Origin of the sequence: Chryseosolibacter indicum, from assembly GCF_018598585.1 — a bacterium.
Taxonomy (GTDB): Bacteria; Bacteroidota; Bacteroidia; order Cytophagales; family Cyclobacteriaceae; genus Chryseosolibacter; species Chryseosolibacter indicus.
In genome coordinates this window covers 1-15,411 of the sequence record NZ_JAHESD010000058.1, presented here as the reverse complement: position 1 = coordinate 15,411, position 15,411 = coordinate 1, and the positions used below count along the sequence as shown (strand labels likewise).

The 15,411-nt window shown below is 39.9% G+C and carries 16 protein-coding genes and 1 pseudogene; all 17 read left to right on the top strand.

Annotation, left to right across the window (positions count from 1 at the left end):
- Positions 1-51: 51 nt before the first annotated feature.
- The gene (locus tag KK060_RS19585) at positions 52-1,431 is read left to right on the top strand and encodes a TolC family protein (protein ID WP_254155469.1); all 1,380 of its coding nucleotides are present in this window, start codon (positions 52-54) and stop codon (positions 1,429-1,431) included.
- 11 nt (positions 1,432-1,442) lie between these two features.
- On the top strand, positions 1,443-4,604 hold the full coding sequence (locus KK060_RS19580; protein ID WP_254155468.1) for an efflux RND transporter permease subunit: 3,162 nt from the start codon (positions 1,443-1,445) through the stop codon (positions 4,602-4,604).
- Between the two features lie 5 nt (positions 4,605-4,609).
- Entirely contained in the window at positions 4,610-5,740 is a 1,131-nt protein-coding gene (locus KK060_RS19575) for an efflux RND transporter periplasmic adaptor subunit (protein ID WP_254155467.1), read from the top strand.
- 386 nt (positions 5,741-6,126) lie between these two features.
- On the top strand, positions 6,127-6,306 hold the full coding sequence (locus tag KK060_RS19570; RefSeq protein ID WP_254155466.1) for a hypothetical protein: 180 nt from the start codon (positions 6,127-6,129) through the stop codon (positions 6,304-6,306).
- 32 nt (positions 6,307-6,338) lie between these two features.
- Positions 6,339-7,262 (top strand): DMT family transporter, encoded by a 924-nt coding sequence (locus tag KK060_RS19565; protein WP_254155465.1) that lies wholly within the window; start codon positions 6,339-6,341, stop codon positions 7,260-7,262.
- Positions 7,238-7,705, top strand: a complete 468-nt coding sequence (locus KK060_RS19560) for a GNAT family N-acetyltransferase (RefSeq protein ID WP_254155464.1) — start codon at positions 7,238-7,240, stop codon at positions 7,703-7,705. The genes KK060_RS19565 and KK060_RS19560 overlap by 25 nt, the downstream gene beginning before the upstream one ends.
- Positions 7,705-8,178, top strand: a complete 474-nt coding sequence (locus KK060_RS19555; protein WP_254155463.1) for a GNAT family N-acetyltransferase — start codon at positions 7,705-7,707, stop codon at positions 8,176-8,178. The genes KK060_RS19560 and KK060_RS19555 overlap by 1 nt, the downstream gene beginning before the upstream one ends.
- A gap of 11 nt (positions 8,179-8,189) precedes the next feature.
- Entirely contained in the window at positions 8,190-8,765 is a 576-nt protein-coding gene (locus tag KK060_RS19550) for a GNAT family N-acetyltransferase (RefSeq protein WP_254155462.1), read from the top strand.
- Positions 8,728-9,204: an OsmC family protein gene (locus KK060_RS19545; RefSeq protein ID WP_254155461.1), complete on the top strand. Its 477-nt coding sequence runs from the start codon at positions 8,728-8,730 to the stop codon at positions 9,202-9,204. Before KK060_RS19550 ends, KK060_RS19545 begins: the two co-directional genes overlap by 38 nt.
- A complete protein-coding gene (locus KK060_RS19540; protein WP_254155460.1) occupies positions 9,201-9,695 on the top strand; it encodes a GNAT family N-acetyltransferase in 495 nt (164 codons plus the stop codon). The genes KK060_RS19545 and KK060_RS19540 overlap by 4 nt, the downstream gene beginning before the upstream one ends.
- 24 nt (positions 9,696-9,719) lie before the next feature.
- Entirely contained in the window at positions 9,720-10,229 is a 510-nt protein-coding gene (locus KK060_RS19535) for a DinB family protein (protein WP_254155459.1), read from the top strand.
- An 8-nt stretch (positions 10,230-10,237) separates the two neighbouring features.
- Positions 10,238-10,846, top strand: coding sequence for an FMN-binding negative transcriptional regulator (locus KK060_RS19530; protein ID WP_254155458.1), 609 nt, complete (start codon positions 10,238-10,240; stop codon positions 10,844-10,846).
- A 65-nt stretch (positions 10,847-10,911) separates the two neighbouring features.
- Positions 10,912-12,306: a pyridoxal phosphate-dependent decarboxylase family protein gene (locus tag KK060_RS19525; RefSeq protein WP_254155457.1), complete on the top strand. Its 1,395-nt coding sequence runs from the start codon at positions 10,912-10,914 to the stop codon at positions 12,304-12,306.
- 183 nt (positions 12,307-12,489) lie between these two features.
- Positions 12,490-13,566, top strand: a complete 1,077-nt coding sequence (locus KK060_RS19520) for a branched-chain amino acid aminotransferase (protein WP_254155456.1) — start codon at positions 12,490-12,492, stop codon at positions 13,564-13,566.
- A 141-nt stretch (positions 13,567-13,707) separates the two neighbouring features.
- Complete coding sequence (locus KK060_RS19515) at positions 13,708-14,712, top strand: zinc-binding dehydrogenase (RefSeq protein ID WP_254155455.1); 1,005 nt, start codon at positions 13,708-13,710, stop codon at positions 14,710-14,712.
- A gap of 41 nt (positions 14,713-14,753) precedes the next feature.
- Positions 14,754-15,143, top strand: a complete 390-nt coding sequence (locus KK060_RS19510; RefSeq protein WP_254155454.1) for a VOC family protein — start codon at positions 14,754-14,756, stop codon at positions 15,141-15,143.
- A gap of 83 nt (positions 15,144-15,226) precedes the next feature.
- Positions 15,227-15,411, top strand: a pseudogene (locus tag KK060_RS19505) (Dabb family protein); the annotation flags it as partial.

Sequence of the window (15,411 nt, the reverse complement as noted above, 5' to 3'; positions counted from 1 at the left end):
ACGTCTGAATTGGAGTACTCAATTTCCTCGTATCGTTTAGTAATGTCAGGAATGAAAAAATGGATTATACCTTTCCTCCTTATAATGGGAATCATTGATTCCTATGGGCAGGAAACGCTTTCTTTAAAAGATGCCCTTGAGAAGGGGCTTGTTAATTACGGATCCGTTAAAGCCAAGGGTTATAATGTCGAAGCATCTAAAGCTTCGTTACAACAATCCCGTCGTGATTACTTACCAAACCTGGTAGTGTCTGCCCAGCAAGACTACGGTACCATTAACGGTCAGAACGGACCGCTGTACGGCTTTGGTGGCTACAGCGTAGCGTCATCTGGTTTGCCACTGAGTGAACAGAACTGGAACGCAGCCTTTGGCGCCTTATATCTTGCCAATGTAAATTGGGAGGTTTTCACGTTTGGAAGAACAAAAGAGCGGATAAATGTTTCAAAGGCAGGGCTGGAAGTTAGTAAGCACGACCTTGCACAGGAACAGTTTCAGCATCAGGTTCGCATCGCTGCCGCGTATCTGAATGTGCTTGCGGCGCAACGTTTAGCCAAAGCGCAACAGAATAATTTTGAGCGGGCGGAGGTATTTAAAAGAACAGTAGTTGTAAGAGCAAAGAATGGATTAATTGCAGGTGTTGATTCCTCGTTAGCCAATGCAGAAGTATCTAACGCTAAAATTGCGTATATCAAAGCAAAAGATTTTGAGCAGGAAGAAGCGAAAAAACTTTCAGTACTTATTGGTGAATCGGGCGCTGAATTTCTTTTAGATACATCTTTTGTTAAGAGAATACCCAATACAGATGCGACAGGAATTGTTCAACAATCACATCCTACGTTAACTTTTCTTAAAAGTCGTGTTGACCTAAGTATGCATCAGGCTAAATTAATAAGAAGAGGAGCTTATCCATCATTCTCATTATTTGGTGTTATACAAAAAAGAGGTTCTGGTTTCGATGCTTCTTATGCTACTGATCAATCAGCATATACAACAAACTATGTTGACGGTATTAAACCAACAAGAACAAATTACCTTATCGGTGCCGGTTTTGTATGGAACATAACATCATTGACTCGAACACATGCACAGGCACGTGCTCAAAATAACATCACATTAAGTAATCAAAGTGAGTATGAGCTTGCAGATCAACAACTAAAGGCACAATATCTAATTGCAGAGACAAAGTTCGGTAATGCTTTGCAAACGTACTATGAAGCTCCTATCCAGGTGAAATCGGCTTCTGATGCATACGCTCAGAGAACGGCTTTATATAACAACGGATTAACGACTATTGTAGAAGTTACGCAAACGCTTTATGCTTTAAACAGAGCAGAGACAGATCGTGATATTGCCTATATAAATGTGTGGCAGGCTTTACTGTTAAAAGCTGCTGCGTCCGGAAATCTAGAATTGTTTATTGACGAATTATAAGAGTTAATAAGATGAACTTAATACGTCTTGCTTTACGCAAACCCATTTCAATATTAGTACTTGTTGCAGGTTTATTTTTCTTTGGTGTACTCGCTATCAGAGACATCAAGGTGGATATTCTTCCTAAGATGAATCTGCCTGTGATCTATCTGGCCCACCCATTTGGAGGTTATACACCTAATCAAATGGAGAACTACTTTGCCAAGCAGTATGTGAATATTCTGTTGTTTGCAAATGGAATCAAAAGTATCGAGACAAAAAATATTCAGGGCTTAACCTTGATGAAGCTCACCTACTATGAAGGTACAAACATGGCACAGGCAGCTTCGGAATTAAGTGCCTTGTCTAACAGGATACAAGCAGTTTTCCCTCCTGGATCTAACCCTCCGTTTATTATTAGGTTTGATGCTTCTTCCTTACCTGTTGGTCAGCTCGTACTGAGTAGTCCTGTGCGATCTAACAATGAATTGCAGGATCTTGCGAATATCTATGTGCGTGCTTCATTTACTGCAATACCTGGGCTCTTGGCACCAGCGCCTTTTGGAGGAAACGTGCGTACAGTTGAAATTAACGTTGATCCTGAACTATTAAGATCACATAACTTGACTCCTGATCAAATTGTCGAGGCCATTCGCTTAAACAACCAGACTGCTCCATCGGGTAACGTGCGGATAGGTGACAAGAATTATATCACACCAACGAACAACACGCTAAAAGAGATAAAAGATTTTGAAAATATACCGCTATTTAAAGGAGGCGTTCAGAATTTGTATCTACGGGACGTAGCTACTGTTACTGACGGCGCTGATGTTACAGCGGGGTATGCGTTGATAAACGGTAAGCGCTCGGTATATATTAGTATAGCAAAGTCTGCTGATGCTTCTACCTGGGAGGTTGTTAATCAGCTGAAGAAGAACTTGCCAAGGATACAAAGTACTTTACCCGAAGACGTAACACTTTCCTATGAGTTTGATCAATCCGTATATGTAATTAACGCCGTAAAGAGTCTTATAACCGAAGGTGTTATTGGTGCTATTCTTACAGGATTAATGGTGTTGTTATTCCTGAACGACAGACGTGCTGCGCTCATCGTTATTCTCACCATTCCAACTTCTATTATTGCAGGTGTTTTGTTCCTGAAATTGTTTGGACAGACTATTAACATCATGTCGTTAAGTGGGTTGGCATTAGCCATTGGTATTCTAGTTGACGAAAGTACTGTTACTATTGAGAACATACACCAGCATTTTGATATGGGTAAACCAAAGGCCCTTGCAATATGGGATGCTTGTAGAGAGATAGCCTTGCCCAAGTTACTTATACTATTCTGTATTTTGGCTGTGTTTGCTCCGGCCTTTACAATGTCAGGTATACCGGGTGCCTTGTTCTTACCATTGGCGCTGGCAATCGGATGCAGCATGGTTGTTTCGTTTTTGCTATCGCAGACTTTCGTGCCTGTGATGGCCAACTGGTTAATGAAGCCACACAACCACGCGAAAGAGGATGCACATACAGAAAATAAACAAAGTCGTTTTGAAAGATTCAGGGAACGGTTTCTAAGCTTTATTGACAACATGCTTCCTTATCGCAGGATGATTGCTATTGGTTATCTCATTGGAATCACAGCATTGGCTGTACTACTCATCAATACAATAGGAAGAGATGTATTGCCACGTGTAAACTCTTCTCAGTTTCAGCTCCGGTTAAGAGCACCAGATGGAACACGTATTGAACGCACAGAGGAAAAAGTAGTGACTACTTTAAGAGAACTTGAAAAGATGGTGGGTAAAGACCATGTAGCAATTACATCTGTCTATGTAGGGCAGCATCCATCATTGTTCTCTGTGAATCCGATCTACCTGTTTACAGCAGGACCTCACGAAGCTGTTTTCCAGGTAAGCTTAAAGGACTACGAGGTTGATATGAATGAGTTTAAGGATTCATTCAGGGCAAGAATAAAAGAAATACTGCCTGATGTAAAATTATCTTTTGAGCCGATAGAACTTACTGATCGGGTGTTAAGTCAGGGATCGCCAACACCTATTGAGATTCGCATTGCAGGAAGAGATAAAAAGCAGAATGAAACTTACGCAAAGAAACTTGTATCAGCATTACAAGAGGTCGATTACATCCGTGATGTGCAGATAGCACAACCTATTGCGTACCCTGCTTTGGATATAAACATTGACAGAACAAGAGCAGCACAACTTGGTGTGGATATGAATGATATTTCACGTTCGCTCATTGCGTCAACATCGTCATCAAGATATACCGATAAGAACATATGGGTAGATGAGAAGGCAGGTTATCCTTATAGCGTACAGGTACAGGTGCCTTTGAATCAAATGAAGAGTGAGAACGACATTAACGCCATTCCATTACTAAGAAATTCGAACAGGCCTGTGTTGGGTGATGTAGCTACTGTAACGCCAAGTGTAACCTACGGAGAGAATGATAACTTAGGGGCCATGCCATTCATTTCTGTTACGGCTAACGTGCGAGATACAGACCTTGGTACTGCACAAGACGACGTGAACAAGGCTATTTCATCATTGGGTGACCTTCCGCGAGGTTTGTTTATTGAGCCAATAGGATTGGGTAAGGTGTTAACTGAAACACTGGATAGCTTGCAGGGAGGTTTACTGGTAGCAGTAGTGGTGATCTTTCTGATGCTATCGGCGAACTTCCAATCTTTTAGGGTATCATTTGTTATACTTACCACCGTGCCAGCCGTTGTATTGGGGGCATTGCTGATGCTCTTAATAACGGGATCAACGCTCAACCTACAATCATATATGGGTATTATTATGTCGGTGGGTGTTTCAATAGCAAATGCCGTATTACTGATTACAAATGCAGAACAAATCAGAAAGGGTAACGGCGATGCACTTTCATCAGCAAGAGAGGCCGTGGGACTAAGGTTACGCCCGATTATAATGACTACCGTTGCTATGGTTGCCGGTATGTTGCCAATGGCCATAGGACATGGAGAAAGCGGTGAGCAGGTGTCTCCATTAGGAAGAGCGGTGGTTGGAGGTTTATTATTCTCTACCTTTACAGTATTAATCATTCTTCCATTAATATTCTCCTGGATACAAGGAAAAACAACAACCGATTCTGTTTCTCTTGATCCAACAGATATAGAAAGTAAACATTACGTAGCAGTTAAGTAACTTATATGAGAAATATACAATATGCCTTTTTTGGTGCCACTTTAATTCTCCTGGCACATTTAACAAGCAGTTGCAGTCATTCATCCGCGCATGAAGAAAAGAAAGCAGATGAAAATGCGGTACCTGTAACAGAAGTTTTTGCACTTAAAAAGGAAAAGCTTTCAACACAAATTCAGTTACCAGGTGAGCTTATTGCTTTTCAATCTGTAGATCTTTATGCCAAGGTAACGGGCTTTGTGAAAGAACTTAAAGTAGATATAGGATCAGAAGTTAAGACAGGACAGGTATTGGTTACGTTAGAAGCCCCTGAATTGATGTCGCAAATGACTGCTGCGGAGTCACGTTTAAAATCACAGGAGGCTACCTATACGGCAAGCAATGCAAACTATAAACGTTTGCTTGAAACCAGTAAAACACCTGGAACGATTTCTCAAAATGATCTTGATCTCGCCGAAGCAAAGAAGAATTCTGATTATGCAAATCTTGAAGCTGCACGGGCGGCGTCTAGAGAAGTTAACGACATCAGGAACTATCTTGTAATACGTGCACCTTTTGATGGTATTATTACAGTACGTAATGTAAATCCTGGTGCTTATGTAGGCCCTTCAGGTAAGGGATCAGAGTTTCCTATTTTTACATTGCAACAACAGAAGAAATTACGTTTGGTAGTATCAATCCCTGAGGCTTATACAGGATACCTGGATCAGGGAAGTGAAGTTGCGTTTAAAGTGAGATCGCTGCCCGCAGAGACATTTAAGGCAAAAGTCGTGCGTATGGCAAAGGCATTGGACCTCAAACTCAGATCGGAACGTGTTGAGTTCGATATAGAAAACAAGGAAGGCAAATTGTTACCAGGTTCTGTTGCTGATGTTTCGATACCCTTAGTAAGAAGTGATAGCAGTTTTGTGATACCTAAATCCGCCTTGTTAAATTCCAGTGAAGGACTGTTTGTAATTAAGGTTTCAGATAACAAAGCTGAAAGGGTAGCTGTTAAAAAGGCACTTGAGGCAAATAGCAAGGTCGAAATTTTCGGAGCCTTGAGTACAGGTGACCAACTTGTTTTAAAGGCAAGTGATGAAATAAGAAATGGTACTGAATTGAAGGGCAAAGTTGTTGAAGAGCAAAGTAAGAAATAAGCATTCGGTTGTATCAACCTTTGATTTGGACCTGGCAAATGCTGCCAGGTTCTTTTTTTGTCCGCTGTAGATTAAGGATAGGTATAGGCTAGCTCCGGATAACGTAAAGGATTTGTGCACTCTCTCTCCACTCTTTCTGCACTCTTATTCCACTCTTCTTTGTAAGGCTTGTGACCGGGTTTGATGCAGAGGACCCTGTCTTATTGATAAAAGACAATATAATAAAAAGCTTATAAAATTTGAAGTTAAATCGGTTGGATTTTTATCAATCTGCTAGTTTGATAAACTGGATTCATCGTTAAACTGATCTGGTTAAAATACATAAAACTGAAACTGTTTTTTATCCGTACTTAAGAGAAAATTTGTTTATATAAATATTCTCTTTTATGAGTTCTAACATATTAATCCTTCACCCTCCTGCAATTGCAATGGGTGCATTCGAATTGAAGAACATGGTATGCGAATTTCAAAAGCAAGTTGAATCATTGAAGGACCAGGTTCGAAAGGGTGGTGTGTATAAGGTTTGGGTACGACAATGTATTAAGGAAGAAGGAGGGACGCGCTGAAGTGAATCTTATAATTTAAAAACGACCTTACAATGAATAACAATAGAAGTTTATTAATTGCTTATATAGCACTTGCCGCTGTTTGCATTATCTGGGGAACAACTTATCTGGCATTGCGCATTGCTGTTCTACATTTTCCACCTTTTCTGTTTACAGCAATAAGACAAACAACAGCAGGCCTGTTACTACTTACGTTTATGTTTACGTTTGGCAAGGCTGCATTTCCGTCTGCTACCCATTTGGCGAGGCAAGCTGTTGGTGGGTTTTTTATGATCTCGATGGGTAATGGCCTTGTTGCGTGGGCAGAGATGCATGTACCCAGCGGCGTTGCAGCTGTAATATGTTCGCTTATGCCTGTTCTTGTTATCATCATTAATGTGATGATTAATAAAGATGAAAGACCTACTGTGCCTATTATACTTGGGCTTGTAATAGGGTTAATGGGTATTGTTGTGATGTTTGGAGAATACATCGGCGACTTTTCGAAAACAGAGTATATTATTGGTATAATTCTCACTTTTGGTGCTGTTATCAGTTGGGCTTCTGGTTCCATTTGGATTAAGAAGAAAAACCTTGAAAGTAATCCTTTTGTAAATGCAGGTTTGCAGATGTTTTTTGGCGGTGTTCTTCTCTTTCCTTTAAGTATTGCATTTGATGATCTCTCATCAGTAAAATGGTCGGCAGAAGCAGCTTACGCCTTGCTTTATCTCATTGTATTCGGATCGATTATAGCGTATGCGTCCTACTCTTATGCACTGCGTAAATTGCCAATGACAATTGTATCGTTATATGCTTATGTAAATCCGTTGGTAGCGGTAATACTGGGATGGCTTGTACTTAACGAAAAACTTAATATGCAAATAGTAATTGCCTTTGTTCTTACCGTAGCAGGCATCTACATAGTGAATAAAGGCTATCAGTTACGCGATGCATGGAAAGCACAATTTTCAAGATAGAAGTAAATTCTTTAATGGGTAACTCTGCGATTAAACAAGCTACCTCGGAAGCTGATATTATAAGATGCTGGGACGTAATTAAAGAATTACGTCCTCATCTTCAGCAAAGTTCTTTTGTTCAATTAGTACGTGAATTAATGAATGAGGGCTATCAACTTGATTACATAGAAGAAGAGGGTAAGGCCGTCTCGGCAATAGGCTATCGATATGTTCAATACTTATTTAATGGAAGGCAATTTTACATTGATGACTTAAGCACCCTTCCTGATTACAGGGGTAAAGGTTACGGTGGAAGATTGCTCGAACATGTTTTTAAACTTGCCCAAAAAAAAGGCTATAAGTATGTATCCCTTGACTCAGGATACCAACGCCATGATGCACATAGATTGTATCTTGATAAGGGATTTATTCTTGCTTCGCATCATTTTATAAAAATATTGTAATGACTACTTTAGAAATACATCAAATAGTAATACGGGATTACAACGCTACCCACCAACCATGGTTTGAAAAATTTAATCGGGCATGGATAGAAAAATATTTTTGGATGGAGGCAGTAGACATAGAGGTACTTCAACATCCGGAAGAGAACATCATTTCAAAAGGTGGTAAGATACTAATGGCATATTACAGTGATGAAGTTGCTGGTACTGTGGCGTTAAAGTTTGTAGAGCCGGGTATTTATGAATTTACGAAGATGGCTGTTGAGGAAAAGTTCAGAGGAAAGAAAATAGGTAAAGCGCTTGCCATGGCTGCCATTGAGAAAGCGAAAAGCCTGGGTGCGAAAAAGATTATTTTATATTCAAATACATTACTGGTAAATGCAATTGAGCTTTATCGAAAACTTGGTTTTAAAGAGGTAGCAGATGATGGCATTTACCAGCGTAGTGATATCAAGATGGAGTTGACCTTATAGAATGATTGTTGATGGCAGACTCAAATATAATTATTCGCCAGTGTACCGAAGAAGACATTCCTATACTTGTTGCCTTGGGAAGCAAAACTTTTAAAGACACTTTTGGGGCTGATAATACTCCTGAGGATATGGAGCAGTATATTTCAAAGACCTTTACCAATAATAAGATCAAGTTGGAATTGAATGAACGAGGCGTTGTATTTTTTTTGGCTGAGCAGGATGGTCGTGCTTTGGGATATGCAAAAGTAAATACATTGAGGCCCTTAAAGGGATTGAAAGAAGTAAGTGCGATGGAGATTGAGCGCTTGTATTCAATACAGGAGATGATAGGCAAGGGGATTGGTCGCATGCTTATGCAGCATTGTCTTGGTCATGCAGTGAAGAATCATTGTGAAGTGGTTTGGTTGGGTGTATGGGAGAGGAATAGCCGGGCAATTGATTTTTATAAAAGGTGGGGATTTGAAAAATTTGATGAGCACGTTTTTATGCTTGGAAGAGATGCCCAAACGGACCACTTAATGAAAAGAGAGATAAAAAAATTAAACCACTATGCATCATTACAAAACAAAAACAACGTGGACAGGTAATCGCGGGCAAGGGACATTGGATTATATATCTTATGATCGTAATCATGAGATAGCAATAGATGGGAAGCAAACCCTATATTGTTCATCTGATCCTGCCTTTCGCGGTGATAAAACACGCCAGAATCCAGAGGAACTGCTTGTGGCTTCATTGTCGAGCTGTCACATGTTGTGGTATTTGCATTTGTGTGCTGTAAATGGAATTGTAGTAACAGAATATGTAGACGAAGCATCAGGTGTCATGGAGGAAAATAATGATGGTAGTGGTCAGTTTACAGAAGTAACACTTCATCCTGTGGTAACTGTAGACAAAGAAGAAATGACAGAGAAGGCAAATGCACTTCATCATGAAGCTAACAAAATGTGCTTTATTGCCCGTTCTGTAAAATTTCCTGTACATCATAAACCGAAGGTGTTGGTCGCTAAGTCTACTGCGGTATGAAGTTCAGAGATGCCGTAATAGACGACCTGGCAGATATTGTTGCCATTTATAATTCAACAATACCCTCCAGGATGGTGACTGCAGATACAGAACCAATTTCAGTAGAAAGCAGAAGGGAGTGGTTTTACAAACATACACCAGATAAGAGGCCATTATGGATTGTAGAAGATTATTCATCTATTGTCGGGTGGGTCGGGTTTCATTCTTTTGTTGGAAGGCCTGCATACAACGGCACAGCAGAAATCAGCGTTTATCTTCATGAGCAGGCTAGAGGCAAGGGTTACGGAACACAGATATTGGCTTATTCGATTTCTCGGTGCAAAGAACTTGGTATTACTAACTTATTGGCAATTATATTTTCTCACAATGAACCAAGTCTTAAACTTTTCCGAAAGTTCGGATTTCAGGACTGGGGTCATTTGCCAAATGTAGCTTCGCTTGATGGAGTTGAGCGCAGTGTATCTATTTTAGGTAAAAGGATTGATAAGTAACATTAGAACCTTTTTTACTTCATTATGAAAAAAATACAATGGTCTGAACGCACTTTTACCTTTAAACATTCCGAAGGAATGTTACCTTTTTTCATTGATCGTTTAGAAGGAAGTGTTGTAAGGTTAGAAAGAAGGGTGTCAGGTATACGAGAGAATCTGTTGTCAGCAACGCTTGAAGGAAAATGGAGTGTTAAGCAAAATATTGGTCATCTTACAGAAGTAGACGAGGTTGGTTTAAAACGTATAGATGAGATCATTAATGGTGTTTCTCCTATGTCCCCTGCCGTCTTTGAGTTAAAAGTGGACTACAATACTTTATCCATATCCAAACTGCTTGAAGATTTTGCACTAGGTAGGCAACGAGTGCTTCGTGCTTTACATTCATTAGGAGACACTGATCTCAATAAAGAATCAATGCATCCAAGGTTAAAGGTTACAATGACACCCGTTGATCTTGCTTTCTTTACTGCTGAGCATGATGATCATCACCTTGTAAGGATCAACGAAATTATTGCAGCCGGTGTAAACGCATAACCATCGATATGTATACGCCAAAGATATTTAACAATACAAATACCGAGGAGGTGAAAACTTTTATCAGGAAGAACAGCTTCGGCATTCTGGTAAGTCAAGTTAATAATAAGCTATGGGCTACGCATATACCCCTTGAATTAACAGAAGATGACATTTTTCTTGAAGGACATATTTCAAAGGCTAATCCGCAATGGCGTAATTTTAATGCCGGAGATGAGGTGATGGCTATATTTCAAGGTGCTCATACTTACATCTCATCCTCATGGTATGACCATGAAAATGTGCCAACCTGGAATTATATGGCGGTGCACGTTTACGGTACGGTTGAAATTATTGAGGGCGAGCAATTAATGAACTCACTGAGAAGAATTGTTGATAAGTACGAGCAACGATCTGTCCATCCTGTTTCCATGGCTAAGATGTCACCGGAATTTTTGCAAAGGGAAATCAGAGGTATTGTAGGATTTCAAATACGGATAACCAATATAGAAGCAACTTATAAACTATCTCAAAACAGAGATGCTGTGAATCATAAGGCTATAATTTCCGAACTTGAAAAGAGAGAAGATGAAAATTCGCATGCTATAGCAGGCGCCATGTCTTCCGCAAAGAAGTAATGAAGTACAGTTTCAGTACTTAAGGAAAGAGTAAATCCATTATTAAAGCAAATACAAATTTTAACATGCATCCTTTGCTAGAACAAGACAAAGAGCGTATACCTGGACTGCTTCGCAAAACAGTATCCGTTGCAGAGAAGTATTTTAATCATGTCGATGCCATTCCACCGGGTCGTTATGTGTCGGATATCGAGAAGCAACATCTTCCCGAAAAAGGTATTGGTGCCGCGGCAACGTTGGAGTATTTTGAAAAGCACTATGCCGAAAAAATTGCCAGCTCTGCCGGTGCTCGATATTTTGGTTTTGTTACAGGAGGTTCAACACCTGCCTCGGTAATTGGCGATTGGCTTGTAAGTACTTATGATCAAAATGTTTGTGGTAGTAATGATACCATAGCACCTCAGCTTGAGCATCAGACGTTGTATTATCTAAAACAACTTTTCGGTTTAGATGAGAGTTACTATGGAACTTTTGTAACTGGGGCTACTATGTCTAATTTTGTAGGCCTGGCGCAGGCGAGGCAATGGGTAGGAGAGAGACATGGAGTTGATTTTAGTAATGACGGACTAGGTGCATACCCTATACGGGTAATTAGCGCAGCACCGCATTCAAGTGTGATTAAATCACTTGCAATGCTGGGGATAGGAAGGAATGCAATGATGAGACCTGATACGTTGCCGGATCGAGAAGCTGTTGATATTGCCAAACTTGAAAAAATGCTTCAAGATGCCGCCGGACCTGTAATAGTTGTTGCTAATGCAGGTACTGTGAATACTGTTGATTTTGATGATTTAGACGCAATAGGAGCGCTAAGGCTAAAATATCCTTTCTGGCTTCATGTTGATGCAGCTTTCGGGGGCTTTGCTGCAATCTCCGAAAAATATAAACATCTGGTGAATGGTATTAATCATGCAGATAGCATTACCATAGATGCTCACAAATGGCTGAACGTGCCCTATGATGCAGCGATGCATTTTACAAGGCACAAAAGCATTCAGCTTAAAGTTTTTCAAAATAGTGCTGCCTATTTGGGTGATCCTGAAAAAAGCCCGGACTTCTTTCATTATACTCCCGAGAATTCCAAACGGTGGCGCTCGCTGCCAGCGTGGTTTTCACTGATGGCTTATGGTAAGGAGGGGCATCAGGAAATTGTAGAACGAAATTGTGACGTTGCTTTTAGGCTGGGAGAAGCACTCAAGAAGATGTCACAGTTCAAGCTTCTCGCTCCCGTGCGAATGAATGTTGTATGCTTCACTTTAAACCAGGATAACTTAAGTTTTGAGACTATTCAGCAATTCTTAATTCAGGTGCGCGATCAAGGGAAGGTTTTCTTTACGCCAACGATTTACAAAGGCGTTCCGGCAATACGTGCGGCAATATCAAACTGGCAAACAGAGTCAAGAGACATTGATCTCGCGGTGGAGGTGCTAAGTGGTATTTTTCAGGAAATGGATAGATAAAAGAATGCCTGACGAAATTTCAGTGAAACGTTATTCGCTATTTTATTATAATCAACAAATTAAAGATTTATAACTTATACACTTAGCGTTAAAATTCCACTGTAACACCGGCAAAAGAAACTTTCGGTTAAAGAAGGATAATTCGTAGATAATTCAGAAATTGACCCGTTAACTTTTACTATTATGACAACGCTGACGTCCGAATTCGCTGTTGAGCGCGTAAAGAAATCGAGGGTAGCTGAAGTAGATTTCAATAACCTTGAATTTGGCAGACATATTTCCGATCATATGGTGGTGGTGGATTATGAAAATGGACAATGGGGATCTCCCAGTATTGTTCCTTTTGGAGAAATGAAATTCTCTCCCGCTATGCTTTCGCTTCATTATGGTCAGGCCGTTTTTGAAGGTATGAAAGCATTTCATACTAAAGACGGTTCTATCAATATTTTTCGTCCGCATAAACACCTTGATCGCTTCAATAAATCATTGCACCGCATGTGCATGCCTTCAGTTCCTGAAGAGTTATGGTTATCCAGCTTAAAGAGACTGATAGAAATTGATAAAGAGTGGGTACCAAAAACAGAAGGTGCATCCCTTTACATCAGGCCTTTTATGTTTGCTACTGAGTCGCGCCTTGGTGTAAAAGTTTCAGACACTTTTAAATTTGTAATACTTACTAGTCCTGTTGGGCCATACCAGGCAAAACCATATCGTCTTAAAGTTGAGAACAAGTATGTTCGCACTGCAGAAGGAGGGACAGGTTTTGCAAAATGTGCTGGTAATTATGGTGGTGCTTTTTATCCAACCCAAATTGCACGTGAGGAAGGCTTCGACCAGATTTTATGGACTGACTCGAAAGAACATAAGTATATTGATGAAGTAGGCATGATGAATGTGATGTTCGTTCTTAATGGAAAACTGGTGACGCCTCAGCTTTCAACTGCTATTCTTGATGGTATTACACGTGATTCAATTCTCACGCTTGCAAAGGAGATGGCTGGCTTTAGTGTTGAAGAACGTAAAGTTTCCATCGACGAAATTGAGCAAGGCTTCATTAAAGGAACATTAACGGAAGCGTTTGGTACTGGTACTGCTGCCGTAGTGGCCCCTATTTCTGTAATTCATATTAACGGAACTGACTATCAGATTCCAAGTGCCGGGCCGACAAGTTTTCAGTTGCAGGTAAAACAGAAACTTCACAACATTCGAATGGGATTAGAGCCTGACACACACGAATGGAATTATCTTGTAAAGGTTTAAAATACCGTTTAACTATAAAACGGAAAATTGCAGTAATGAATGTTACTGCAATTTTTTTTTTCATTGTTAGATACCTAAATACCACCTTACCTGATAACTTATATGTCAATTAATTCGTATTGAAGTAAAAGTTTGTTCTTAATGAAGGCTATTTTATTTAGAGGAAAAGACATACCACTATCTTTTGAAGAAGTAAAGAAACCCAAACCTATCAAAGACCAGGTTCTTATCAAACTTAAATATGCAGCCCTTAATCATCGCGATATATGGGTTGTTACAGAGCAGACACAACAATTTCCCAATGGTATTATTCTTGGTTCTGATGGTTCAGGAATAATTGAAGACGTAGGAGAAGATGCGGACCCGCTCCTGGTAGGAGCAGAGGTGATTATCAATCCAGCTTTGGATTGGGGAAATAACGCGTTGGTACAAGGTGATTCATTTCGGATTCTCGGGTTCCCTGATAATGGAACATTTGCTGAATACATCGCGGTTTCTAAGAAATATATTTTCGAAAAGCCAGAGCACTTAAGTTTTGCTGAGGCTGCGGCAGTTCCCTTATCTGCATTAACTGCGTATCGCGCCTTATTCTCGAAAGCAAGGCTACGCGCGAAGGAGAAGGTTTTAATATCAGGTATAGGTGGAGGTGCTGCGCTTTGGGCTTTACAATTTGCTGTGGCTTACCAGGCGAAGGTGTATGTTACGTCAAGCTCAGATGATAAATTGAGAAAAGCCAAAAATTTGGGAGCAGTGGGAGGCTTTAATTACAGTGACCCCGAATGGATGGTAAAAGCACAGAAGGAGTCAGGAGGAGGTTTTGATATTATTATCGACAGCGCCGGAGGAGAACAATTTTCAAAATTTATTGACCTGGCTTTGCCTGGAGGCAGAATTGTAAATTACGGAAGAACCGCTGGTAATATTACCGATGTTGCAACCAAATTACTTTACTGGAAACAACTTTCGATACATGGAACCACCATGGGCACCAGGGATGAGTTTCTTTCAATGATTGATTTCCTGGAAAGCAGAAACTTAAAACCTGTTATAGATAAAATATATCCTTTATCTCAATTAGATGATGCATTTGAAAGAATGAAGCGAGGAGACCAATTTGGTAAAATTCTTGTAGAGATAAATAAGTAAACACCAACAGACAGAAAAACACATCCATTTTATATATCAATATGAAAATAGAGCATCTTGCTATCTGGGTTAATGACCTGGAGGATATGAAATTATTTTATCAAAAGTATTTTGATGCTAAAGCAGGAGAAAAATACTTTAATCCAAAGAAGAACTTTGAATCCTACTTCCTTTCTTTTGAAGGTGAATGCCGCTTGGAAATTATGAAGATGCCTGGAGTCCCTGGCTCTGTAAATGATATTTATAAGCAATTTACAGGATTAATCCATTTTGCTTTAAGTGTCGGTAATAAATCGAAGGTAGATTCACTTACTGAATTATTGCGCAAAGATGGCTATGAAGTTGTTGGAGAGCCACGTACTACAGGTGATGGATATTATGAAAGTGTTGTGCTGGATCCTGAAGGAAACAGAATTGAAATTACGGAATGATAAACGCCAGTTCTTTTAATAAACTTTGTTTTATAAAAGAGGTTCTTTAACTTCTGCCGAATTTCTTGAAATTAAAATCAGTTATGGAAAAACAATCGAGAAGAACATTTGTGGCAAGTGCAGTGGCATTAGGAGCGAGCGCTGCTGCAACAGCAATGCCGACTATGGAAGCAAAAGATAAAAAGCAACTCACGCATCACGTATTTTTCTGGTTGAAGAATGGTGACTCAAAGGCGGATCTTAATAAATTAATTGAAGGCCTTAAGAC